Source organism: Leifsonia sp. Ger2509 (genome assembly GCF_055231915.1).
Genome location: NZ_JBUYVB010000003.1, coordinates 2428574 through 2451950, shown reverse-complemented (window position 1 = coordinate 2451950; position 23377 = coordinate 2428574). Strand labels below are relative to the sequence as shown.

The window sequence follows — 23377 nt, the reverse complement described above, 5'->3', positions numbered from 1 at the left end:
TTTCCGAAATCCCCTTCGATTGTGACCGGCATCGCAATCGTACATACTTGTATACTACAAGGCAAGAGACGCCCTAGCTGCAAAGGAGTAGCCGAGAATGAGTCGCCAGAAGCTGCTCACGCCGTCGAGCATCGCCGGTTACGTCCGCGACCAGGGATTCCTGGCGGACGGAGACGAGGTGCTCGAGGTGTCCGAGCCCGCGGGCGGCGTCTCGTGCGCGGTCTTCCGCCTCACGACGCGCAGCGGCACCGAGCTCATCGTCAAACAGGCGCTCGAAGAACTCCGGGTCGAGGCCGAATGGATCGCCGATCCCGCCCGCGCCGACACAGAGGCCGAGGCGATCGAAGCCTTCCATGCCCTCACCCCCGACCGCGCTCCGCGGCTCCTGGGCGTCGACCACCGCCGTCATACCATCGCGATGACGGCCGCGCCCGCCTCGTGGATCACCTGGAAGCAGGCGATGCTCGATGAGGCGACGGCCAGCCCGGACGTAGCGCGCATCCTCGGGACGACCCTCGGCCAGTGGCACCGGGCCGGATCTCAGGATCCCGGTTTCCGCGACCGCTTCCAGCACCGGGATGCGTTCGACGAGCTCCGCATCACCCCTTTCCACCGCGCGGTGCAGAGCGGCTACCCCCACCTCCGCGCGCCCATCCAGACTTGTATCGATGAACTCACCGACACCGGCACCACCGTGATCCACGGCGACTACTCGCCGAAGAACGTGCTGGTCGCGAACGCGCCGGATGACGGGCTGTGGGTCATCGACTACGAAGTGGCGACAGTCGGCGCGCCGGTGTTCGACGTGGCCTTCCTCTTCTGCCACCTGACCCTGAAGTCCGTGGCGAGGCCGGCGCTCGCGGGTGCACTGGCCGACGCGCGGGGAACATTCCTCGCGTCGTATCGGGCGGCCGCGGGCGAGGCGATCGCCGACGCGGCCGAACGCACGCTGGGCGCTCACACCGCGGTGCTGATGCTCGCGCGGACGGACGGGATCTCCCGTGCCTCCTACCTCTCCACCGCCGAACGGGAGACCGTCGCCCGCCTTGCCACGACGGTGCTGGACAGCGATCTGCCCACCGAGACCTTCTTCGAAACGACCACACAGGGAGAACGCCGATGAACACCACAGAGATCGACGTCGTCGTCGAACGCAACGTCGAATGCGGCGAGGGCCCGCACTGGGACGACGAGGCGGGCGCCGTCCACTGGGTGGACATCCTGGGCCGCACCGTCTTCACGACCGACTACCTGACCCACCGCACGACGGAGATCGGACTCGCCGAGTGGGTCGGAGCCGCCGTTCCCCGACAAGCAGGCGGTTTCATCGCCGCCACCGAGTCCGGCTTCGTGTCGCTCGCCGGCGACGGCAGCGTCGATCGCTCGGCGGTCGTCCTGTCGGACACCGTTCGGATGAACGATGCGAAATGCGACCCGGCCGGCGTTCTCTGGTCCGGCAGCTGTGGCTACGATTTCGCCTCCGGGCAGGGCGCGCTGTGGAGACTGGATGCGTCGTGGGAGCCCGTGGAGGCACTCACCGGCCTCACCCAGCCCAACGGACTCGGCTGGAGCCCGGATGGTCGCACCTTCTACCTGGTGGATACGCAGCTCAAAACGCTGAACGCCTACGATTTCGACCCGGTGGCCTCGCAGATCACCTCCGAAGCCCGTGTTCTGCTCGGACCTGACGACTTTCCGCAGGGAATCCCCGACGGACTCTGCATCGACTCCAGCGGGAACATCTGGATCGCCATGTTCGCCGGCGGCTCCGTGCTCGAGTTCGCCCCCGACGGGTCCTTCCTCCAGAGCATCGAACTGCCGACCTCCCAGACGACCTCGTGCGCGTTCGCCGGTCCCCGGCGCGATGAGTTGTGGGTGACGACGGCGGCAGCCGGACTCGACACGACCTCCGAAGCCCTGGCGGGTTCCCTGTTCCGGGTGCGCGGCCTCGACGCCACCGGGCTTCCGGTCTCCGGGTTCGCCGGGTGACCGCCTCCGACCTCCCCCACGAAAGGCACGCAATGAAGAGCATCCGGAGCGGCGCATTCGCCGACCAGGTCGCCATCGTCACCGGCGGATCATCGGGCATCGGGCGGGCGACCGTCGACCAGCTGCTCGCCGAGGGCGCACGGGTCGCCAACCTGGACCGCACGCTCACCGACCGATCCGAGGACGGATACCTCGAGGTCGCGGCGGATCTCGCGGACGCGGCTTCCGTGTCCGCGGCCGTCGAGGCCGTCGTCGCGACGTGGGGCAAAGTGACGACCGTCGTCCACTGCGCCGGCATCGGTGCAGCGGGCACCATAGCCGACTTCGACGAGTCGGAGTGGGAACGCGTCTTCGACGTCAACGTGCTGGGCACGGCGCGCGTGATGCACGCCGTCCTCCCCCACCTCATCGCATCCGCCCCGTCGTCCGTCGTGAACGTCGGGTCCGCTGTGGTGGGCACCGGCTTCCCCAACCGCGTGCTCTATTCCGCGACCAAGGGCGCAATCATCTCGATGACGCGCGCGATGGCGTCCGACCATCTTGCAGACGGAGTGCGCTTCAACGCCGTCAGCCCAGGGACGACCGAGACGCCCTGGGTGCAGCGGCTGCTCGAGAGCACCGACTCCCCGGATGCGGAGAGGGCACGGCTTGCCGCGCGGCAACCCCACGGCCGGCTGGTGTCCGCCGAGGAGGTGGCCGAGGCCATCGCGTACCTGGCCAGCCCGCGATCGGGGTCGACGAACGGCGTCGTGCTCTCGGTCGACGGGGGCATCCACTCGCTCCGCTGAGCGCGCGCATCGACCGACGAACGAACTGAGGAACTGACATGACATCGCGAATCGAGCAGGTGATCGCCTGGGAGGCACTGGATTCCCGCGGCCGACCGACGGTGGCCGCGCGCGTGGAGCTGAGCGACGGGTCTGCTGCCACCGCACTCGCTCCGTCGGGAGCGTCTGCGGGCTCCCACGAAGCCGTCGAGCTGAGGGATGGGGGTCCGCGTCGCGCCGGCCTGGGCGTTCGCCGGGCGGTCGACAACGTCCGGAGCAGGATCGCACCCGGGCTGAGAGGACTCAGCGCGCAGGATCCGGCGGCCGTGGACGACGTGCTCGCCGATCTGGACGGCACCCCGGACTTCTCTGGGCTCGGCGCCAACGCCACCCTCGCGGTCTCCCTGGCCACGACGATGGCCGCGGCCGAGAGCGCAGGCGTCTGCCTCGCCCGATGGTTCCAGCCCGAGGGCGAGCTCCTGCTGCCCATGCCGATGGTGAACATCGTGTCGGGGGGCGCACACGCGGCCAGGGCGATCGACATCCAGGACGTCCTCGTGATCCCCCACGGCGCGGGTACGTTCAGCGAGGCCATCGAATGGTGCGCCGATGTCCGCGAGGCGGCGGCGGTGATCGCCCGGGAGGGCGGCGCGGCCGGGGCAGCACTCGTGGCCGATGAGGGCGGCATCGGAATCCCGTTCGGAACCAACGAGGACGCCCTGCGATTCACCGTCGAGGCGATCGAGCGGAGCGGGCACGCCCCCGGGGACGAGCTGTCGATCGCGCTCGACATCGCCGCCACGCAGTTCTACGACGGCGAGCTGTACCAGCTGGGCGCCGAGCAGCGCACCCTCACCGCCGCCGAGCTGATCCGGGAACTCGATGCTTGGGTTGGCACGTACCCGGTGATCTCGATCGAGGACGCCCTCGCGGAAGACGCTTGGGAGGACTGGACCCTCGCCTGCCGCGAGCTGGGCCCGAAGGTGCAGCTCGTCGGCGACGACCACTTCGTCACAGACCGATCCCGTCTCGCACGCGGGATCGCGGTGGGGTCGGCGAACTCCATCCTGATCAAGGTGAACCAGAACGGTCTCCTGTCCCGCACGCACCGCGTGCTCGACGACGCGCAGCGCGCCGGCTTCTCGACGATCGTCTCCGCGCGCTCCGGCGAGACGGAGCAATCCTGGCTCGCCGACCTGGCCGTCGGCTGGCGCGCGGGCCAGATCAAAGTCGGCTCGACGCACCGTTCGGAGCGGACGGCGAAATGGAATCGGCTGCTCGAACTCGAAGCGACGGAGAAGACGGTGTTCGCGAAGCCGGTCGAGACGAACGGGCTCCGGCCCCGGATGGTCGGGAACGCATGAATGCCCGTCAAGTATGTTTGTCCTCAAGTATCCTGACTAGGAAATGGTGAGATGGTAACCGCAGATTTCGCCTCATACCGACGCGACCCGTCGAGCGCCCCCAAAGATCCGTCCGGGCCGACGTCTCGCCGCCCGAAGATCCAGCCCCGCCGCATCTCCGACTGGGTCTATGAGGAACTGTGCGAGGCGATCCGCACCGTCGACCTCCCGCCGGGCGCGCCGCTGTCCGAACCGAGCCTCGCTGCGTATCTCAACGTGAGCCGGGCTCCGATCCGGGATGCGCTCACCCGGCTGGCCGACCAGCGTCTCGTCACCGTCGTGCCCCAGGTCGGCACGCGGGTCGCACCGATTCTCATGGACGAGGTCGAAGAGGCCTGCTTCATCCGGTCGGCACTGGAGCGCGGCGCGTTCCAGAAAGCGATCGCCGCGCCGGAGCGAGACCGCCGTCCGTTGCTCGACATCCTGGAGCGGAACGAGGCGGCGTCGGCGGCCAGGGACGCCGAAGCGTTCTTCACCAGCGACGAGGAGCTTCACCAGGAAGTCTTCGCGCTCGCCGGCGTCCCCCACGTCTGGGAGGTCATCCGGGGCATCAAACTGCACCTCGACCGCCTTCGCCACCTGTACCTTCCCGACTCGATCGGCGACATCCGCGTCGTCGACGAGCATCGCGCGATCGTGGAGGCCCTCATCGCCGGCGACGAAGCGAAAGGCCTCGAAGTCATCGAACGGCACTCCACCCGGATCATCACCGACACCGACGTGCTGCGCGTCCGCTACCCGGACTACTTCGAGAAATGAGCGAGCGCACAGGCCGGCATGAGGGCCGGGTCGTCTACATCACCGGTGGCTCAGCGGGGATCGGCCGGGGTGCGGCAGAGGTCTTCGCCCGCGAGGGCGCCTCGGTCGTCATCAACGGTCTCACGCAGTCGAGCGTCGACGAGGTCGTCTCCGCCATCCGGGATGCGGGCGGCACCGCCGTCGGCGTCGCGGGAGACGTGGCAGAGGAGGCGACACACGAAGAAGCGGTGCAGCTCGCGCTGGCCGAATTCGGCCGCCTCGATCACGTCGTCACGTCCGCCGGGATCCAGACCTACGGGGACGCGGCGACGACCACGCCCGAGAGCTTCGACCGGGTGTTCGCGGTCAACGTCCGCGGCACCTTCCTGGCCGTGCACGCGGCGATCGCGGAGATCCGGAAGAACGCCGGGACGATCACCCTCATCTCATCGGTTCAGGGCGTCGCCACCCAGAACAACGTCGTCGGCTACACCGCGACGAAGGGCGCGCTGAACGCGCTGTGCCGTGCGCTGGCTGTCGACGAAGCCGCGTACGGAGTGCGGGTCAACGCCCTCCTGCCCGGCTCTGTGGACACCCCGATGCTCCGGACCTCGGCGAAGGAATGGTCAGACGGCACCCCGGAGGGCATCGAGAAGACCATCGCGAGCTGGGGCACCATGCACGCACTCGGTCGGGTGGCCCAGCCACACGAGATCGGTGCGGTCTGCTCTTTCCTCGCCAGCAGCGAAGCCAGCTTCGTGACGGGCGCAGAGATCCGCGTCGACGGCGGCCTTCTGGCGCGCATCGCCGCAGCACTACCGACCAAGGACTAGCAGCCGGTCCGCGACCGGCAGAGACGCCCGACCGACACAAACGAATGGCACCCATGATCCAGCTCAGTGAATTCCTCCCGCCACGCCCCGAAACGTCGTGGAAGCTCATCCGCCAGGTCGGCGTCGACAATGTCGTCGGCGTCCTGAACGGCGCCGAACAGGACCAGCGCATGTTCGCATCCGTCGGCAGCCAGGGCTGGAAGGCCGACGACCGCGACGAGACACCATGGAGCGTCGCGGCGCTCAGGCGCAACATCGAGATCTACGAACAGCACGGCTTCCGACTCATCGCGCTGGAGGACTCGGCGCCCATCGACAAGGTGCGGATGGGCCTCGACGGACGCGACGAGCAGATCGACGCCTTCATCGAGCAGATCCGCGCGATGGGCAAGCTCGGCATCCCGACCTTCGCGTACAACTGGATGGCCCTCACCAGCTGGGGCCGCACCGACGTCGCACTCGAAGACCGGGGAGGTGCGCTCGTCACCGGATACACCCGGTCGGTCGCGCAGGCGAAGGAACCGCTCATCGAAGAGGGCGCGGTCACGAGAGAGCAGATGTGGGATGCACTCGAGTACTTCCTGAAGGCGGTCGTGCCCGAGGCCGAGAAGGCCGGCGTACGTCTCGCGATGCACCCGGACGACCCGCCCCAGCAGATGGACCGCGGCATTCCGCGCATCATGAGTTCCGTCGCATCGTTCCGCAGGCTCGTCGACCTCGTGCCGTCGGACTACAACGGGATCACGTTCTGCCAAGGCAACTTCGCGCTGATGAGCGAGGTGCTCGATGGTTCGACGTCCATCCCCGAGCTCATCCGGGACTTCGGTACATCCAAGATCCCGTTCGTGCATTTCCGTGACGTCAAGGGGACCGTCGAGCAGTTCCGCGAGACGTTCCACGACGCCGGGCAGACCGACCTGCCAGAGGCCATCCGCGCGTACCACGAGATCGGATTCGGTGGTGCGATGCGCCCCGACCACGTGCCGACGCTCGAAGGCGAGTCGAATTCGCGCCCCGGCTACGAGACGCTCGGACGCCTCTTCGCGATCGGCTACATCCGGGGGCTGGAGCAGGCCGCGTACGGGCACCCCTCCACGCGCTGATCGGCTGCACGCTGATCGGGCGGCGCCGTCCGGCGGGCGATCGACGGTGCAGACGCGGAGAAGCCGCGGTCCCATCAGGGAGCCGCGGCTTCTGCGTGTCAGAGCGGGGTTCAGCCGCCGAAGGTCACCGGGGCAACAGGCGAGACCGGCGCGACGGGAGAGACGGACGAGACCGCCGGCGTGGGCGTCGGCAGCTGCACGACGGGCGCGACAGACGGCGACGAGGATGCGGGGGCAGGAGCGGGTGTGGAGCCGGCAGCGGCGCGGCGGCCGGTCACCGGCGTGGACTCGTCGGGCGAATGCAGGCCGATCTCACGCAGGCGGTCGTCCGACCATCCGGCCTGCTTCGCTGCCTGCCACGCGACCTCGTATTCGAGGATCGCTGCATCCAGCGCGTTCATGCGCTGGGCGAGTTCGCGGACCGCACCGATGCGAGCCTTGATTTCTGATTCGAGAAGCGCATTCGCTCGCTGAGCAGCCATGTCGGGGTCCACTGAGATTCCGTAGGGGGTGTTCACGATACGTCCTTCCGTTGAAAAATGCGGGCGCCCTCAGAACGGCGGCGATGGTTCACCAGTGTTCATTCGGAGCGAAGGCTGTAACTCGGGTGTGTGCAGACTGAGCCTAGCCAGAAAGAACGTTCTGTGGGTTGTTTGGGGGACATTCGGTCGTCCCCCAAATCGGGCGTCACGCTGCCCATTCTGGCAGACGCTCCCGACCGCCCGGACGTCGGAGGCGGATGCGAGACTGGTCCCGTGCTCCTCGACGCGCTCGTGACCACCTCCGACACCGTCGCCTCCACCCGGTCGCGACTGGCGAAGGTCGATGCCCTCGCCGGGCTGCTCGCGCTGCTCGAGCCCGACGAGATCGCCCCGGCGGTCGGCTTCCTGGTGGGCAAACCACGACAAGGCCGCGTGGGCGTCGGCTGGCGCGGCGTGTCCGCAGCGATGGGTGAACCGGCGGATGCGCCCACCCTGACCATCGCCGACCTGGACAGCCTTCTCGACCGGCTGGCAGCAGCATCCGGAGCGGGCTCGGCGGCCGACCGCAGCCGCGACCTCCGTGACCTGACCGCGCGCGCCACGGCGCAGGAGCAGGACTTCATCGCCCGCGTGCTGCTCGGCGACATGCGGACCGGAGCGCTCGAAGGCGTGGTCACCGATGCGATCGCGCGCGCAGCCGATCGATCCGGCGAAGCCGTACGCCGGGCCGCGATGCTCTCCGGCGACCTCGGCGAGACGGCCGTGCTCGCGCTCACCGCGCCGGCCGAAGAACTCGACGCCGTCGGACTGGTCGTCGGCCGCCCGGTGCTGCCGATGCTGGCTGCGAGCGCGGCCAGCGCATCCGAAGCGCTCGCGACCACCGGCGAGGCATCCGTCGAATACAAGCTCGACGGCGCGCGCATCCAGGTGCACCGGGCTGGGGACAGCATCCGGGTGTTCACGCGCAACCTCGCCGACATCACCCATCGCGTGCCCGAGGTGGTCGAGGTGGTCCGGCGGCTGCCCGTGCGCGACGTGATCCTCGACGGCGAGACGCTCTCGCTCGACGAAGACGGGGCGCCCCGGCCGTTCCAGGAGACGATGTCGCGCTTCGGTGCGGACGCGGCGCGCGAGACCGTGCTCCATCCGTGGTTCTTCGATGTGCTGCACGTCGATGGGCGCGACCTGCTCGACGAGCCGCTCGCGGTGCGGCTCGCCGAACTCGAACGGGTCGCCGGCGCGCACCGCATCCCCGGCGAGATCACCGACGACCCCGGGGTCGCGGAACGCGTGTCCCGTGACGCCCTCGCCGCGGGCCAGGAGGGCGTCGTCGTCAAAGCGATCGGTTCGCCATACGCGGCGGGGCGGCGCGGGTCGAGCTGGATCAAGGTGAAGCCGGTGCACACGTACGACCTCGTCGTGCTCGCGTGCGAGTGGGGTTCCGGCCGGCGCCAGGGGTGGCTCTCCAACCTGCATCTGGGCGCGCTGGACCCGCTCGGCGAGTTCGGGGAGCCCGGCGGCTTCGTCATGGTCGGAAAGACCTTCAAGGGGCTCACCGATGCGACGCTGCGCTGGCAGACCGAGTACTTTCCGACGATCGAGACGGGACGCACGGCCCATGCGGTCGTGCTGGCACCGACGACCGTGGTCGAGATCGCGATCGACGGCGTGCAGCGGTCGAGCCGGTACCCGGGCGGCATCGCTCTACGCTTCGCGCGGGTCAAGCAGTACCGCGACGACAAGCCCGCCGGCGACGCCGACACCATCCAGACGCTGCGCGCCCTGCTGAAGGAGTAGCGGACGCCCTGCCGGGTTGTCGCTGTGGATTCTCGCCAACCGGGTGCAATTCCGGCGAGACCGGCGTAGCTTTAGCGATATATCGCGTTGTGACTCGATTTCGTCGCAACAAGAAATCCTCGGTGAGGCGGACCAATGGACCGGATACGTGTGCAATTGCCAACCGACAGCGGAAGCCGCGGGTGGCACCGATGATGGCGCTGGCCTGGATCATGGGCGCGTTCGCTCTCATCGTCCTCGCGTCGATCGTCACCGTCGTGCTGATCGCGCGTGCCCTCTACAAACGCATCCGCCGCAGCCCCATGCTGAACAGCGCGGCGCTTCACGCACGCGCCACCCTCAGCTGGGGCGCGCAGCACGACGTGCTGCAGCTGAGGATCCGCCTGAGCGACACGCTGGCCAGCGGGCAGGCGGCCATCGACCTTGCGGCCAGGAGCGACGGCCCGCGCGGCGAGCTCCCTCGGCTGTTCCGGCGCATCCAGGCCGAAGCGGCCACGCTCGACACCGAACTGCGCTTCCTCGAGAGCGAGGAGGACCCTGCCGCCCTGGCGGAATGGCTGCCTGTCCTGCGTAGCCGGGTCGACCAGGTCGTCGGGATCGTGCGCCGGCTGCGTTCAGCGGTCGCATCCGCTCTCAGCGGCCTCAGCAACGAAACCCTCGCTGTCCTGCGGGCCGACGTCGACCGCGAAGTCGACGCCCTGCACGCCGGCATGCAGGAACTCCGCACACTCACCTCGAACGACCTGATGTTCGAACCAATCCGGCAGCCGGCCCCGGCTCGCCTCAACACGAGGAACAGATCATGAGCGACAACACCGCACGCATGCGCACCATCTTCCGCACCAAGACCTCACGCGCGCTCGACCGCATGGAGGACCCGCGCGAGATGCTCGACGACAGCTACGACCAGCAGGTGCGGATGCTGCAACAGCTGCGCCAGGGACTCGCGGAGGTCGCGACGGCGAAGAAACGGATCGAGCTGCAGGGCCAGGAGATGGGCGCCCGCTACCAGCGGCTCGCCGACCAGGCGCAGCAGGCGCTCGACCAGGGGCAGGAGGACCTCGCCCGGTCCGCGCTGCAACGCCGGTCGGTGCTCGAGCGGCAGGTCGCCGCCCTCCGCGACCAGTACGCGTCTCTGCAGAAGCAGCAGGCGTCGCTGCAGGAGAACGAGCGGCGTCTCACCGAGCGGATTGCCGCCTTCCGCATCGAGAAGGAGACGATCAAGGCCACCTACACGGCGTCCCAGGCGCAGGTGCGGGTCAACGAGGCCGTGGCCGGGCTCGGCACGCAGCTGAACAGCGCCGGAGCCAGCCTCGACCGGGCGCGGGACAAGGTCGCCCAGATGCAGGCGCGCGCGGCCGCGACCGACGAGCTGCTGAGCAGCGGCGCCCTGCGCGACCTCACCGCCCCCGCCGACGAGGACCTCGAGTGGCAGCTTTCGGCGGGAGCATCCCGTGCGGACATCGAGCGCCAGCTGGCGGCGATGAAGGACGCGTCCTCCGCATCCTCGTCCGCATCCTCGTCCTCCGACGGCTCCTCGCCCGCCTCCGAGTCCTGGCTCTCCATCGGCCAATGAGTCGAGTCCGGGAAAAGTCCGCGGATTCGACAGAATCGCGCGGACTTTTCCCGGACTGAACGGCTGGGTGCGCGGGGCGACGGGGGTTAGACGCCCGGCGTCGCGCCCCCTGTGACTTCGGCCTTGTACGACGCGAAGAACGTCGCTCCGTAGAGTGCGACCGCGACGAGGAACCCGACGGCCATCAGATAGGACACCCAGTCGTTTCCGGTGATGACGAAGCCGACTCCGGCGAGGAACGTCACGATGACGACGATGAGCCCCCAGAGAGCCAGGGTTTCGCCGAGCGCGGCCCTGCGGGCAGCGAGCAGGAGCCTGATGGCGATCACGACGAGACCGATCGCGATCAGGATGTGCAGGATCACGATGATCGTGTCGATGACGTTCGCGAGAGTGCCGTCGGGCTCGCCGATGACGTTGGCGGCCATTCCGAGCAGGAACAGCACGGCCAGTGCGGAAAGCGCCTCGCGGGAGCGGCGGCGAAGATTCTGGGCGGGACTCACAGCGGTTGCGGCTTCGGACATCCGGACTCCTCGGTTCGACGGATAGTGCCTGTGTCGCAATTGTGCACCCCAGCGCCCCGGCTGGTACAGGACTTGCCGTCGAGTGTCCCGATCAGGGCCCAAGCGGGCGCCCTCGGTCGGATGCGCGGGGCGGCTACGCGATCCCGCCGCCGTCCACGACGAGGGCGGATCCCGTGACGTACGACGACTCGTCGCTCGCCAGCCACACGACGGCGGCCGCGATCTCGGACGGCTCACCCATCCGCTGCAGCGGACGGTCCGCGGCTTCGGCGAGGAACGATCCGGTCTCCTGCCCGAGCTGGCGCGCTTCGTCGCGGAGCATCCCTGTGTTGACATCGCCAGGGTTGACCGAGTTGACCCGGATGCCCTGCGGACCGTGGTCGATCGCGAGCGCGCGCGTCATGTTGACGACCGCGCCCTTCGACGCGCAGTACGAGATCGCCTGGCCGCCGCCCTTGAGGCCCCAGCCGGAGCCGGTGTTGATGATGGATCCGCCGCCGTTCGCGGCCATCACGGGCACAGCGTGCTTGCACATCAGGAAGATGCCTTTGACGTTGACACCGAAGACGCGGTCCCATTCTTCCGCGGTCGTCTCGACGGCGGTGGTGCGGCGGATGATGCCCGCGTTGTTGAAGATGACGTCGAGGGTGCCGAATTCCGCGACCGTGTCGGCGACGACGCGTTCGATGTCGGCCTCGCTCGACACATCCGCGGTGAGCGCGATCGCGGTGCCGCCCGCAGCGCGGATCTCCTCGGCCACGGCCTCGGCGGCACCCGGCGCCACATCGACGACGGCGACGCGCGCGCCCTCGGCAGCGAAGGCGAGGGAGGTCGCACGGCCGATGCCGCCCGCTCCTCCGGTGACGATGGCGGATTTGTCGGCTAGACGCATGATGGTGCTCCTTCGGTGGTGGCCGCACTGGCGGCACTGACAGGGTAGATGCTCGACGACGCGGGGCCGGTGGTCACGCGGACGTGACCGGCCAGCTGGGCGTCGAGGCTCCGATCGCCGGTGTCGACCAGCAGGGGCCGCCCGGAGAGGTCGAGGAGTTTCTGCTCGGTGGCCACCACGAGCAGCGGATGCGGTCCAAGGGCCGCGATCACGGCCGGCGACAGCTGCTGGTTGCCGCGACCGAGCAGGAAGCCCTGGCCGCCGATGACCGTGACGACGGCTTTCGCGGGGCGGCCGGCGACCGCCTCGAGGGCCTCGGCGTCGGTCACGTTCCTGGCGATGAGACGACCGTCTTCCACGACGTCGACACCGAGCGGGCTGCCGGGGATGCCGAGCTCGCGCGACACGGCAGCGAGCGTTCCGCCCGGCCCCAGCAGGTAGCGCACGCCGGGCTCGAATTGTGCGACCGCCCCGGCCGCCGCCCGGCGCACGGCATCCGCCTCGCTGGTGGGCGTGGCCGCCTTGCGGGCCTGGGTCCGCCCGGCTGCGACCGGTACGTCCACGAGCGCGAAGAGTCGAGGGTCGGGCCGCCCGGCGCGAAGGTCGTCTTCGTCGAGGTCGAGCACCTCGGCCTCCCGTGTCGGATGCGCACCCGGCCGAAGCCATTCGGCCGCGACCCCTCCCGCTGCCGCAGGCGCGACGGCGAAGCATCCCGAGTACATCTTGACGCCGGCCGGGATGCCGAGCAGCGCGACGTTCCCGTCCGCCCCGCGGGCCGCATCCCTCGCCGTGCCGTCGCCGCCGGCGAACAGCACGAGGCCTGCGCCCGCGGCGACGAACGCTGCGACAGCGCGCGAGGTGTCCGCACCGGTGGTCGTCCCCCGCGCATCCGCCTCGTAGACCACGCGCGGACGGAGTCCGGATGCGCGCACCACGTCCTCGCCGAGCGCGCCGCCTCCGGTCAGCACCTCGAGACCCGGATGCGCTTCCGCCAGAACAGCGAGCGCCCCGGCAGCCCGCAAGGCCGCCCGGGGCACCGCGCCGCGCTCGAACGCCTCCCGCTGCACCGCCGCACCGTCGCTGCCGATGAGGCCCGCAGGTCCGCCGACACCGGCGACGGGGTTGACGACCAACCCGATCGTCGGGCGGTGCTGGCGGACGGCGGACATCTAGGCTGCGGCCTCCTCGGCGGATACGCCCGCATCCGCCACGTGAGCGCCCGCAGAGGCACCCGCATCCGCCCCGAAGTACTTGCGCTGGTACGCGCGCCACGTGACCGCCCAGCGGTCCGGGTCGTCGAGGTCGTCGTGGTGGGTGTGGTGCACCGTCTGGTTGTGCGGAGCGGTACGGACGATCTCGGGGGTCTCCCGTGCCTCGCGTGCGACCTCGGCCAGCACCGCCGCGTACTCGTCGAGCTCGGCCATCGAGTACGACTCCGTCGGCTCCAGCGTGAACGGCTGCGGAACGACGTACGGGTGGTGGCTCGTCCAGTAGTGCATCCCGAAGTCGGCCGCGCGCACGCCGATCTCCTCCGAGCTGATGCCGGTCTCCTCGTACAGGTCCTGCCACGAGTACCGCACCTGCTCGATGCGGCGGCGACCGACGGCGTACGGTGCACTGGCTCCTGGGATCTCGAGGATGCGCTTCATCAGGTAGTTGTTGTTGAGCACGGCGGTCTCGGCGACGGCGCGCAGACCTTCGGCGCCGAGCGCACTGATCCACGCGTACGTGCGCACGATGTTCGGGATCACGCCGTAGAACGGTGCGACGGTTCCGATGGACTGCGGGCGGTCCGCATCCAGGTAATACCGGTCGCCGTCGCGCTCGACCACAGGTCCCGGAAGGAACGGCGCGAGCTCCTCCGAGACCGCGTTCGCACCCGAGCCGGGGCCGCCGCAGCCGTGCGGGGTGCCGAACGTCTTGTGCAGGTTGAAGTGGCAGACGTCGAATCCGGCGTCGCGGGCGCGGGTGATCCCGAGGATGCCGTTCGCGTTCGCCTGGTCGTACGACGCGAGCGCGCCGACCTCGTGGGCCAGCCGCACCCATTCCCCGATGCGCGGGTTGTAGATGCCCGTGTCCTCGGGGTTCGTGACCATGATCGCGGCCGTGCGGGGCGACAGGGCCGCCCGCAGGGCGTCGAGGTCGGGGTAGCCGTCGGCGTCCGGGTGGATCGTGATGACCGTGTAGCCCGCCGCCTTGGCCGCGGCCGCGTTGGACGGGTGCGAGAAGATCGTCGTGATGACCTCGGTGCGCTGATCGCCTTCGCCGCGCGACCGGTGATAGGCGCGGATCATCGAGATGTTCGCCCAGATCGCCTCGGAGCCGCCGCCGGTCTGCAGCGAGACGCGGCTCATGCCGGAGATCTCGGCGAGCATCCGCTCGGTGCGCCAGACGATCTCGAGCACGCCCTGTGCGGTCTCCGGGTCCTGCAGCGGGTGCAGCTCGGTCAGGTCGGGGGTGCGGATGATCGCCTCGTTCACCTTCGGCGCGTACTTCATCGTGCACGTGCCCTGGCCGACGTCGACGTTGAGGTCGGCGCCGAGGTTCTCCTGGCTGAGGCGCAGGTAGTGCTTGAGCACACGCATCTGGCCGATCTCGGGCAGGGCGGGCGGCGCGCTGCGGCGCAGGGATGCGGGGAGCGCGGCGACGACATCGCCGACAGCCTCGCGCACGCCGGCCTCCGGGCGGCTGACCAGCACGCCGCGCTCGCCGGGCGCGTGGAGTTCGAACACGATCGGCTCGTCCCAGCGCGCCTGGTGGAACCGCCTCAGGGCCGGCTTGGGTGCGATGGGGAGGCTCATGCGTTCTGTTCCTTCGTCTGTGCGAGCGCCGCGCCGATCACGGCGGCGAGCTCGTCGATGTCGGTCTGGGTGTTCTGTTCGGTGACGCACACGAGCAGGTGGTCGTCGTCGAGGGCGTGGCCGGGCTCGAAACCGGATGTGCGACCGGCGGCGACGAGCTCGGGTGCGGTGAGCGCCGCATCCGTCACGTCGAGCACGAACTCGCGGAAGTGTGTGGCGCCGTCGGCGAGCCGTACGCCGGCGAGCGCGGTGAGCGCCCGGGCGGCGTAGGCGGTGCGGGCGAGGATGGTCTCGCCGACCTCGGCCATGCCCTGCGGGCCCATCAGCGCCAGGTAGACGCCGGCGGCGATCCCCCAGAGCGCGGCGGCGGTGCCGACCCACTCCTTGCCTTCTTCGCGCAGGGCGAAGGAGGTGCGGTCGTAGGCTACGTCGCCGAAGCCGTACTCACCGGGCACGTCCGTCGAGGCGAGCCCGAAGAGGCGCGACGGCAGCTCCATGACGAAGCGGGTGTCGTCGTGCACGGCGATGAAGCCGGCGTGCGCTCCGCCGTACCAGGGGTGGAGTCCGAGCGACTGGATGTCGCCGTGGACGATGTCGGCGCCGAGGTCGGCCGGTGGCGTCAGGATGCCGAGGCTGATCGGGTCGGTGCCGACGATCACGACGGCACCGACCGCGTGGGCGGCGTCCGCGAGCTCGGCGAGCGCCGTTTCGAGCGCGCCCGTGTAGCCGAGGGTCTCCACCCAGATCGCGGCGACGGTGTCGTCGAGCATCCCGGTGACGGTCTGCACGTCGGCGACGGCGTCGACCGTCGGGACGATCACGAGGTCGATGGTGGGGGCGATGTAGTCGCGGACCTTGGAGAGCTTGTCCGGATGCGCGTCGCTGACCAGCAGCACGGTGCGACGGCCGGTGATGCGTCCTGCCATCGCGAGCGACGTCGCCGCGGCCTGGTAACCGTCATAGGTGGGTACGTTGACGACGTCCTGGTTCAGCAGCTCGCCCATGAGCGACTGGTACTGGAACAGGGCCTGGAACCGCCCGTGGTCCTCATACGGCTCGCCGGCGTACGCCGTGAGGAACTCGCTCCGGTTGATGACCTCGTCGACCACCGCGGGTACGGCGTGCTGGTAGGTGCCGGCGCCGAGGAACAGCCGCCCGGGCTCGACGGCGCGGTTGCGGCGCAACAGGTCGCCGACGTGGCGCACCAGGTCCTGTTCGGCCAGCAGCGGCTCCGGCAGGTCGAGGGCACGACCGAGACGCAGCTCGGCGGGCACGTCCGCGTAGAACTCTTCGATGCTGGCGGCGCCGACCGCGTCGAGCATCGCCTGGCGCGACTCGGGCGCCGTGTTCGGCACATAGGGGTGGACGAAGGGATGGGTCATGGTGGCCTCGCGGTCGCTAACGGGTGGGACGGATGGAACGGACGGTGGATGGATGCTCGACCACGGCGACCCCGAAGGCGCCGAGGCTGAGCCCGGTGCTCGCGTCTGCGCCGGTGAGCAGGTCGCGGCCTCCTTCGAGGCGTGGCGCGCTCACTTCGGCACGGCCGTGGTTGAGAAGGAAGGTGTAGTCGGTGGTGCCGTCGGTGCGGGTGACGACCTCGAGCGCTGGGTCGGCGTCGGTGACGGGGATCCCTGCTGCGTCGAGGACCTGGGTGAGGATGGCGCGCATCCCGTCGCCCTCGAGCCCGGCGCTCAGGTACCACGCCGCGCCGAGTCCGTGACTGAGTCGGGTGACGGCCGCGCGCCCGGCGAGGTCGCCGTCGGCGTAGGTCGCGAGCACCTCGGTGCCGTCGGCGGGGACGAGCCATTCGCTCCAGACCCGCACGGCGTGGCGCTCCCCGTCGACCTCGATCGCGCGGCTGTCGCCGTCGGCGAGCGGCCACCATTCGTCGACCTCGACGCCGAGCAGTTCCCGCAGGGGTCCGGGCGCTCCGCCGTCGTGGATCTGCTCGCAATGGTCGACGACACCGGAGAACGGGCCGACGACGAGCTGGCCGCCGGCGGCGACGAAGCCGGCCAGTGCATCCGCCTGCTCCACGGTCGTCGCGTACAGGTTCGGAACGAGCAGGACGCGGTGGTCGCCGTACGGGCCGGCCGCGCGCGCCACATCCACCGTCTGCCCGAGTGCGAACGCTGCGGCGTGCCAGGCGCGGGCCTCGCGCAGCCAGTCGAGACGCGCAGACGGAAGGGAGTCCGGCGCGGTCACGCCCCACCACGAATCCCAGTCGGCGACGAGCGCGACGGATGCGCGCACCCGCGTGTCCTTGATCGGAGCGAGCGTCTTCAACTCGGCCCCCAGCGCCTTGGCCTCCTGGAAGGTCCGGCTCTCCTCGCCACGGTGGCCGAGCATCGCGGAGTGGAACTTCTCCGGCCCGAACTTCGCCTGCCTCCACTGGAAGAACATGACGCCGTCCGACCCGTGGGCGATCGCCTGCATGCTGCCGAGGCGCATCTGACCGGGGGCCCTCGGAACGTTGACCTCGCGCCAGCTCACCGCGCTCGGCGCCTGCTCGAGCAGGAGCCACGGCCGCCCGTCCTTCAGGGATCGCATCAGGCCGTAGTTGAGCGCGGCGCCGATGTGCGCCTCCGGATCGGCGGGGTCGGGGTAGGCGTCGTCGGTGACGAGATCCTCGGCGTCCGCGAAATCCCAGTAGTCGAGCTCGCGGAACAGGCTCATGAAGTTGGTGGTCACCGCGATCTCCGGGGTCACCTCGCGCAGCACGTCGATCTCCGCCTGGAAGAGTTCGAGCAGTGCGTCCGACGAGAACCGTTCGAAGTCGACGAGTTCGGCCGGGTTGATCGGTCCGGTCGCCGTGCGCGGTGGCTCGATCTGGTCGAAGTCGAGGTAGTTCTGGCCCCAGCAACTGGTTCCCCACGCCGCGTTGAGGCCGTCGATGGTCCCGTAGCGCTCGCGCAGCCAGCGGCGGAAATGCCGTGCCGATTCCGGGCACCAGCACCGCGCGACGTGGTCGCCGTACTCGTTCGACACGTGCCAGAGGGCCAGCGCGGGATGCTCTCCGTAGCGGTCGGCGAGGGCGCGCGTGAGCCGCAGCGCCGCCTCGCGGAACACCGGGGAGCTCGGGCAGTACGACTGGCGCGAACCGAACTCGAGGCGCACGCCGTCGACGTTCCACGGAAGGACCTCGGGATGCTGGCGCACCAGCCAGGCCGGCGGCGTCGCTGTCGCGGTCGCCAGATCGATGCGGATGCCGTGCTCCCAGAGCAGGTCGATCACGCGGTCGAGCCCGGCGAAGTCGTACTCGCCGGGGCGCGGCTCGAGCAGCGGCCAGGAGAAGACCGACAGCGTGACGAGGGTGACGCCCGCCTCGACCATGAGGCGCGCATCGTCGGCCCAGACGCTCTCCGGCCACTGGTCGGGGTTGTAGTCGCCACCGTAGGCGAGGGCGTCGAGGCGGATGCTCCGCGGCGATGTGGCCGTCACTGGTCTCCTTCGGTCTGCGCGGTCGCGTGGATACGGGTACAGGAAGTTCTCGACGGATGCTTTACATCAAGCAAGCGTCGACTGTATTCTGTATACAGTAACGCTAAAGCGATTCCGGCGAAGGGTCAACCCCTAAGCTGGCGTCGCCGGCGGTCCGCGAGACCGCCGCCCCAGCCAGGAGGTCCCATTGATCGAGCGCAAGAACCTGCGTTCCCAGGTTCGCGAAGAACTCATCGCCCGCATGAGGTCCGGCGACGTGCGCCCCGGCGAGAGCATCAACGAGGTGCAGCTCGCCGCCGAGCTCGGAGTCAGCCGCACGCCGCTGCGTGAAGCCCTCATCGCGCTCGAGAGCGAAGGCCAGATCGAGAGCGAGAACGGAAAAGGCTTCCGGTTCGTGCCGCTGAGCGCACGCGAGTTCGAAGAGCTGTGCCCGATCATCGTGACACTGGAGAGCCTGGCGCTCGACCTCAGCCCCCGCGACGAGCTCGCCCGGCTCGGCGAACAGCTCGCGACGCTCGCCGCGGAGTTCAACGACGACGTCGCCCAGCACGCGCTCGTGAACCGTCGCGACGACGAATGGCACAATCTGATGCTGAGCGCGTGCCCCAACAAGCGCCTGCTCGTCGAGATCGACGGTGTCCGTCGCGCCATCCACCGCTACGAGTCCCTTCTCGTGTCCGACGACGTCATGGTCGAGCGCAGTGCGATCGAGCACGCCGACATCGCCCGCCACCTCATCGACGGCGACCTGGCCGCGGCGCAGGCCGCCCTCGCCGCGAACTGGACCAACGGGATGCGCCGCCTCCTCGCCGACGCCGGCATCTCCTGGGAGCGCCTCGCCTGACCGGCTCCCGCAATCGCGCGAGTGTCGCCGTTACCGCCGAGAACGTCCGTTCAACAGGGCAATTTCGACCGTAATGGCGACACTCGGCGCTAAGTTAGGCCCATGAAGACCAGGTTCGCACGGCCCGCCCTCGTGGTCGCCGCCATCATGGTGGTCGCCGCTCTCGCCGGATGCTCGTCGTCCGCATCCTCCTTCACCGGCACCTGGGGATCGAACGCCTCCGGCCAGCCCAATCTCACGATCAAGGATGACGGCAGCTTCACCGGAACCGACGGCTGCAACGCGATGAGCGGCAAAGGCACGATCTCCGGAGACACCTTCACGTTCGGACCGTTCGCCTCGACTCTGAAGGCCTGCGAAGGGGTCACCCCCTGGCTGAACCTCGCCCACACCGCCAAGGTCGACGGCAACACCCTGGTCGTCTACAAGAACGGCGGGGACAAGATCGGCACGCTCGACAAGCAGTAGCGGCGCCGAGCGGGCCCGTTGCGGTCGAGCGCGACCGTTCCGCCAGGCACCCTCGACCGGAACCGTCACCCTCGGCATCGAGCCAGTCAGCGGGATGCGCGCACCGCGAGGTCGACGTACAGCGCCGCCGACCATCCGAACGATGTCGTCGCCGTCTTCGCCTTCTCGCCCGTCAGCGGGTTGAAGTACTCGTGAGGCCCGCCGCCGTGCGCGACCAGTCGCAGCGTGTTCTCCAGCAACGCCCGCGACCGCTCCGGATGCCCGGACACCGCCAGCCCTTCCACGAGCAGTGCGTTGATGTTCACCCACACCGGCCCCCGCCACATCCGCTCCGGCGTGAAGTCCGCATCCCGCACGGCGACCGTCGGCACCGCCCAGGGCGTCGCGAACCGGGCGGGGTCGTCGAGCGCTTCGAGGATCCGGGCCACGATGCGGCCGGGCAGCCGGCCGGTCAGCAGCGGCAGCAGGCTGACCGCCGTCTCTGCGGCGAGCGGATGCCCGGCTCCGCGCGACCGGAAGAACCCTGCCTCGTCATCCCACAGCTCTTCGAGCAGCGCGAGCGTCCGCTCGGCGCGACGGGTGTGACGGTCGGCGGCGTCGACGTCGCCGACCGAACGGGCCCGGGATGCGAGCAGGTCGTCCTGCACGATGAGGTACGCCGCGAGGTCCGGTGAGGTCACGGGCAGCTGGCCGTCGAACACGGGGCTGTCGTCGAGGCCGGACGAATACGGATGGCCGTACTCGGGCATCCCGTCACCGTCGAGGTCGGAGTGCGCGAACCACCACTCCTGGCTGCGTGACACCGTCGCCCACGCCGCGTCGAACCACTCCGGGTCGTCGACCAGCCCTTCGAGCGAACGGAGCGCCCACGCAGCCAGCGGGGGTTTCGTGAGCGGGATCGGCGCCGTCGGATCGGCGATGGCCGAGCCTGCCCGCCGCAGGTTGTCGCGGTCCCCGGGTGGCAGGTCGTCGCTGGAGGCGAGCACGCCCTCGTCGTGGACGACGTCGGGGAGCTGGCCGTCCGGCGTCGGAAAGCCGAAGGCGAGCGCGAGCTGTTCGCGGGCGAGCTCGGGGTCACCGTGGCGCAGGCCGGCCGCGATGAAGTACGCGTCCCACTGCCAGAGTCCCACGTAGCCGATCTTCGAGGGCACGACAGCGCGTGCATCCCCCCGGCCGGGCAGGGTGACGATGTTGGCGCCGAGCACCCACCAGCAGAACGCGGTCAGGTCGGCGAGATCCGCGCGGACGACCGGGCAGCGCGCGAACCAGTCCTCCCAGGTGCGCTCGGTCGCGCGCAGCGCGCCGGCGTGGGTGGGCGAGCCCGGCTCCTCGCCGAGGGCGATGCGCACCTGCGCCTCGTCGCCGGAGAGCACGAGCCGTGCGACCGTCTCGACCCCGGCGTCGCGCACCGTCAGGTCCTCCACGCCATCCGCGCTCCAGCCGGCCGACGCCGCGGACGGCAGGCCGGTCGTCCACACCCCGGATGCGGCCGTCGCGTGCGCTCGGAGACTCCCCGGCACGGTCAGCTCGACCGTCCAGCGTCCGCCGCCGCCGAGGCTCACCGCATCCGGACCGTCGAAGGTGAGCGTCACGCCGCCCTCGAAGGCGATCCGCTCGGGTCGCACGTCGCGCACCGGGGTGAGGCGGCCATCCGGGCCGAACACCCGCAGGGTGCGCACGACGACGCAGTCCTCGAGCTGCCGCTCGTATTCGGCGAGACGCACTGTGACGCCGCCGTCGGCGCGCTGGACGAGGATGCGCGACCCCGGGAACGTGAACGGCGCGTTCTCGAGGTCGAGGAAACGCGCGGCCCGGTCCGCGGCCGTCGGCTCGGCGCTCGGCTCGACGCTCACCGGCCGCCGAGCCCCGAAGCCGCCATGCTGTTGAGGATGCGCCGCTGCCCGATCACGAACGCGATGAGCATCGGGATGGTCGCCACCGCGGAGGCCGCCATCACCAGGCCGTAGTTGATCGAGCCGAACTGCCCGCGGAAGCTCTGCAGCAGCAGCGGCACCGTGAAGTTCTCCTGGCTGTTGAGCAGCACGAGTGGCAGAAGGAAGTTGTTCCACGTGCCGAGCGCGACGATGATCGCGAGCGCGCCGAGGCCCGGACGGAGGTTCGGCAGGATGATGCTCCAGAAGATCCGCCACCGGCCCGCGCCGTCGACGATCGCCGCCTCTTCGAGCTCGATCGGCAGCGAGAGCACGAACTGGCGCATCAGGAACACGGCGAACGGGTTCGCGAGCGCGGCCGGGATGATAAGCGACAGGTGCGAGTCGACCCAGCCGAGCTTCGCCATCAGGAAATAGAACGGGATCAGCGTGACCTGCATCGGGATCATCTGCGTCGCGAGGAACAGGATGAACAACGCCCGGCTCCCGCGGAACCGGATGCGCGCGAACCCGTAGCCGGCCATCGCAGCGGTGATGAGCGTGCCGATGACGACGAGAACGGCGATGTAGATGCTGTTCCAGTACGCCTGCGCGAAGGGCGCGTCGTTCCAGGCGTCGATGTAGTTCTGGAAGGTGAACGGCTTCGGCAGGAAGCTCAGCGGGTCGTTCAGCAGTTGCGGGAGCGTCTTGAACGAGGTGATGAGCATCCACACGAACGGGAAGACCATCGCGAGGCCCGCGACAGCGAGGACGACGTGCAGGACGGTCTTGCGCGCCCGGCTGGCCCCTTTGCCCTGGCGGCGGGCGGCCGGGGCGGTTCTGACGGCCGTGGTCATGCTGCACCATCCTCGTAGTGGACGAACTTCTTCTGGGCGGTGAACTGGATGCCCGTGATGACCAGGGTGATGATCAGCAGGATCACGGATGCGGCGCTCGCCGGTCCGAACTGGAACTTGCCGAATCCCAGATCGTAGATGTGGTACACGATCGTGCGGGTGGCGTTGTCGGGGCCGGCGTTGGCCGTGAGGATGAACACCGTGTCGAACGTCTGCAGCGAGCTGATGAACGCGATCACGGTCGAGAAGAACATGATCGGCGACAGCAGCGGCAGGCGGATGCGGAAGAACATAGTGAGGGCGCCTGCACCGTCGATGCGCGCGGCCTCGACGACGGAGGGTGAGATGTTCTGCAGGCCCGCGAGGAAGATGATGATGTTGAGGCCGAGCGACGACCAGATGGAGACGATGCACACGGCGATGAGCGCCAGGTGCGGGTCGCCCAGCCAGTCCGGCGGCGGCACATGGAACGTGTTGGCGATGAAGCCGCTGATCACGCCGTCCTTGCGGAAGAGCTGCTGCCAGATCATGGCGACGGCGACCGACGAGGTCACGACCGGCGCGAAGAACAGGATGAGATAGAGCGTCTTCGTCTTCAGGCGTTCGAGGGCGACCGCGATCACCACGGCCAGGCCGAGGCCGACCGGGACCGTGATGATCGCGATGAGCAGGGTGTTGAGCACGGCCCGCCCGAAGAGCGGGTCGGTGAGCTCGGTCCCGAAGTTCTCGAACCCGACCCAGCTGAGGGCGTTGAGCCCGTCCCATTTGGCGAAGGCCAGCACGACACTCGCTGCGAAGGGCACGAGCACGAACAGCGCCATGCCGAACAGTTGCGGTCCGACGAAGATGTAGCCCCAGCGACGGTCGCGCCGCCGCCAGGCGGACTCCCCTCGGAGTCCGCCCGGCCTGGTGGGCCGGGGAGCCGTCTCCGCCTCGCTTTCGACGAGAGCTTCGGACAGCGGTCCCTGGAGAACACTCACGTGTCTGT

Annotated in this window: 22 protein-coding genes; 12 read left to right on the top strand and 10 right to left on the bottom strand. The window is 69.5% G+C overall.

Features of this window, described 5'->3' with window-relative positions; translation table 11 throughout:
• Positions 1–97: 97 nt before the first annotated feature.
• From ACV7NN_RS12155 to ACV7NN_RS12125, 7 genes are read left to right on the top strand one after another with little or no spacing between them, the layout of a single operon-like run.
• Positions 98–1123, top strand: coding sequence for a phosphotransferase family protein (locus tag ACV7NN_RS12155; protein WP_463349832.1), 1026 nt, complete (start codon positions 98–100; stop codon positions 1121–1123).
• Positions 1120–1989, top strand: a complete 870-nt coding sequence (locus ACV7NN_RS12150) for an SMP-30/gluconolactonase/LRE family protein (protein WP_463349831.1) — start codon at positions 1120–1122, stop codon at positions 1987–1989. The genes ACV7NN_RS12155 and ACV7NN_RS12150 overlap by 4 nt, the downstream gene beginning before the upstream one ends.
• Before the next feature lie 32 nt (positions 1990–2021).
• Entirely contained in the window at positions 2022–2777 is a 756-nt protein-coding gene (locus tag ACV7NN_RS12145; protein ID WP_463349830.1) for an SDR family NAD(P)-dependent oxidoreductase, read from the top strand.
• Between the two features lie 38 nt (positions 2778–2815).
• Entirely contained in the window at positions 2816–4120 is a 1305-nt protein-coding gene (gene eno / locus ACV7NN_RS12140; RefSeq protein WP_463349829.1) for a phosphopyruvate hydratase, read from the top strand.
• 51 nt (positions 4121–4171) lie between these two features.
• Positions 4172–4918, top strand: a complete 747-nt coding sequence (locus ACV7NN_RS12135) for a GntR family transcriptional regulator (RefSeq protein ID WP_463349828.1) — start codon at positions 4172–4174, stop codon at positions 4916–4918.
• Positions 4915–5730: an SDR family NAD(P)-dependent oxidoreductase gene (locus tag ACV7NN_RS12130; protein WP_463349827.1), complete on the top strand. Its 816-nt coding sequence runs from the start codon at positions 4915–4917 to the stop codon at positions 5728–5730. Before ACV7NN_RS12135 ends, ACV7NN_RS12130 begins: the two co-directional genes overlap by 4 nt.
• A gap of 53 nt (positions 5731–5783) precedes the next feature.
• On the top strand, positions 5784–6833 hold the full coding sequence (locus tag ACV7NN_RS12125; RefSeq protein WP_463349826.1) for a mannonate dehydratase: 1050 nt from the start codon (positions 5784–5786) through the stop codon (positions 6831–6833).
• A gap of 110 nt (positions 6834–6943) precedes the next feature.
• Here ACV7NN_RS12125 and ACV7NN_RS12120 read toward each other — a convergent pair whose 3' ends face one another.
• Positions 6944–7351, bottom strand: coding sequence for a hypothetical protein (locus ACV7NN_RS12120; protein WP_463349825.1), 408 nt, complete (start codon positions 7349–7351; stop codon positions 6944–6946).
• A gap of 237 nt (positions 7352–7588) precedes the next feature.
• Between ACV7NN_RS12120 and ACV7NN_RS12115 the strand changes: the two genes are divergently transcribed.
• From ACV7NN_RS12115 to ACV7NN_RS12105, 3 genes are all read left to right on the top strand, one after another.
• Positions 7589–9112 (top strand): ATP-dependent DNA ligase, encoded by a 1524-nt coding sequence (locus ACV7NN_RS12115; RefSeq protein ID WP_463349824.1) that lies wholly within the window; start codon positions 7589–7591, stop codon positions 9110–9112.
• Positions 9113–9294: 182 nt separating this feature from the next.
• A complete protein-coding gene (locus ACV7NN_RS12110; RefSeq protein WP_463349823.1) occupies positions 9295–9918 on the top strand; it encodes a hypothetical protein in 624 nt (207 codons plus the stop codon).
• Positions 9915–10688 carry a PspA/IM30 family protein gene (locus ACV7NN_RS12105; RefSeq protein ID WP_463349822.1) on the top strand — a complete coding sequence of 258 codons (774 nt, stop codon included), beginning with the start codon at positions 9915–9917 and terminating at the stop codon, positions 10686–10688. Before ACV7NN_RS12110 ends, ACV7NN_RS12105 begins: the two co-directional genes overlap by 4 nt.
• 86 nt (positions 10689–10774) lie before the next feature.
• On the opposite strand, the gene ACV7NN_RS12100 is transcribed toward ACV7NN_RS12105, so the two are convergent.
• The 6 genes from ACV7NN_RS12100 to ACV7NN_RS12075 form a co-directional block, all read right to left on the bottom strand.
• Positions 10775–11212 carry a hypothetical protein gene (locus tag ACV7NN_RS12100; protein WP_463349821.1) on the bottom strand — a complete coding sequence of 146 codons (438 nt, stop codon included), beginning with the start codon at positions 11210–11212 and terminating at the stop codon, positions 10775–10777.
• Positions 11213–11345: 133 nt separating this feature from the next.
• Positions 11346–12104 (bottom strand): SDR family NAD(P)-dependent oxidoreductase, encoded by a 759-nt coding sequence (locus ACV7NN_RS12095; protein ID WP_463349820.1) that lies wholly within the window; start codon positions 12102–12104, stop codon positions 11346–11348.
• The gene (locus ACV7NN_RS12090; RefSeq protein WP_463349819.1) at positions 12095–13273 is read right to left on the bottom strand and encodes an ATP-NAD kinase family protein; all 1179 of its coding nucleotides are present in this window, start codon (positions 13271–13273) and stop codon (positions 12095–12097) included. Before ACV7NN_RS12090 ends, ACV7NN_RS12095 begins: the two co-directional genes overlap by 10 nt.
• Positions 13274–14905: an aminomethyl-transferring glycine dehydrogenase subunit GcvPB gene (gene gcvPB / locus ACV7NN_RS12085; RefSeq protein ID WP_463349818.1), complete on the bottom strand. Its 1632-nt coding sequence runs from the start codon at positions 14903–14905 to the stop codon at positions 13274–13276.
• Positions 14902–16287, bottom strand: coding sequence for an aminomethyl-transferring glycine dehydrogenase subunit GcvPA (gcvPA, locus tag ACV7NN_RS12080; RefSeq protein WP_463349817.1), 1386 nt, complete (start codon positions 16285–16287; stop codon positions 14902–14904). The genes gcvPB and gcvPA overlap by 4 nt, the downstream gene beginning before the upstream one ends.
• A 16-nt stretch (positions 16288–16303) precedes the next feature.
• A complete protein-coding gene (locus ACV7NN_RS12075; protein WP_463349816.1) occupies positions 16304–18349 on the bottom strand; it encodes a beta-galactosidase in 2046 nt (681 codons plus the stop codon).
• Between the two features lie 187 nt (positions 18350–18536).
• Between ACV7NN_RS12075 and ACV7NN_RS12070 the strand changes: the two genes are divergently transcribed.
• The gene (locus tag ACV7NN_RS12070) at positions 18537–19193 is read left to right on the top strand and encodes a GntR family transcriptional regulator (RefSeq protein WP_463349815.1); all 657 of its coding nucleotides are present in this window, start codon (positions 18537–18539) and stop codon (positions 19191–19193) included.
• Between the two features lie 102 nt (positions 19194–19295).
• The gene (locus ACV7NN_RS12065; RefSeq protein ID WP_463349814.1) at positions 19296–19661 is read left to right on the top strand and encodes an META domain-containing protein; all 366 of its coding nucleotides are present in this window, start codon (positions 19296–19298) and stop codon (positions 19659–19661) included.
• A gap of 86 nt (positions 19662–19747) precedes the next feature.
• On the opposite strand, the gene ACV7NN_RS12060 is transcribed toward ACV7NN_RS12065, so the two are convergent.
• The 3 genes from ACV7NN_RS12060 to ACV7NN_RS12050 are packed head-to-tail and all read right to left on the bottom strand — an operon-like array spanning position 19748 to position 23369.
• The gene (locus ACV7NN_RS12060; RefSeq protein ID WP_463349813.1) at positions 19748–21514 is read right to left on the bottom strand and encodes an amylo-alpha-1,6-glucosidase; all 1767 of its coding nucleotides are present in this window, start codon (positions 21512–21514) and stop codon (positions 19748–19750) included.
• A complete protein-coding gene (locus tag ACV7NN_RS12055) occupies positions 21511–22389 on the bottom strand; it encodes a carbohydrate ABC transporter permease (protein ID WP_463349812.1) in 879 nt (292 codons plus the stop codon). Before ACV7NN_RS12055 ends, ACV7NN_RS12060 begins: the two co-directional genes overlap by 4 nt.
• Entirely contained in the window at positions 22386–23369 is a 984-nt protein-coding gene (locus ACV7NN_RS12050) for a carbohydrate ABC transporter permease (protein WP_463349811.1), read from the bottom strand. Before ACV7NN_RS12050 ends, ACV7NN_RS12055 begins: the two co-directional genes overlap by 4 nt.
• Positions 23370–23377 lie beyond the last annotated feature (8 nt).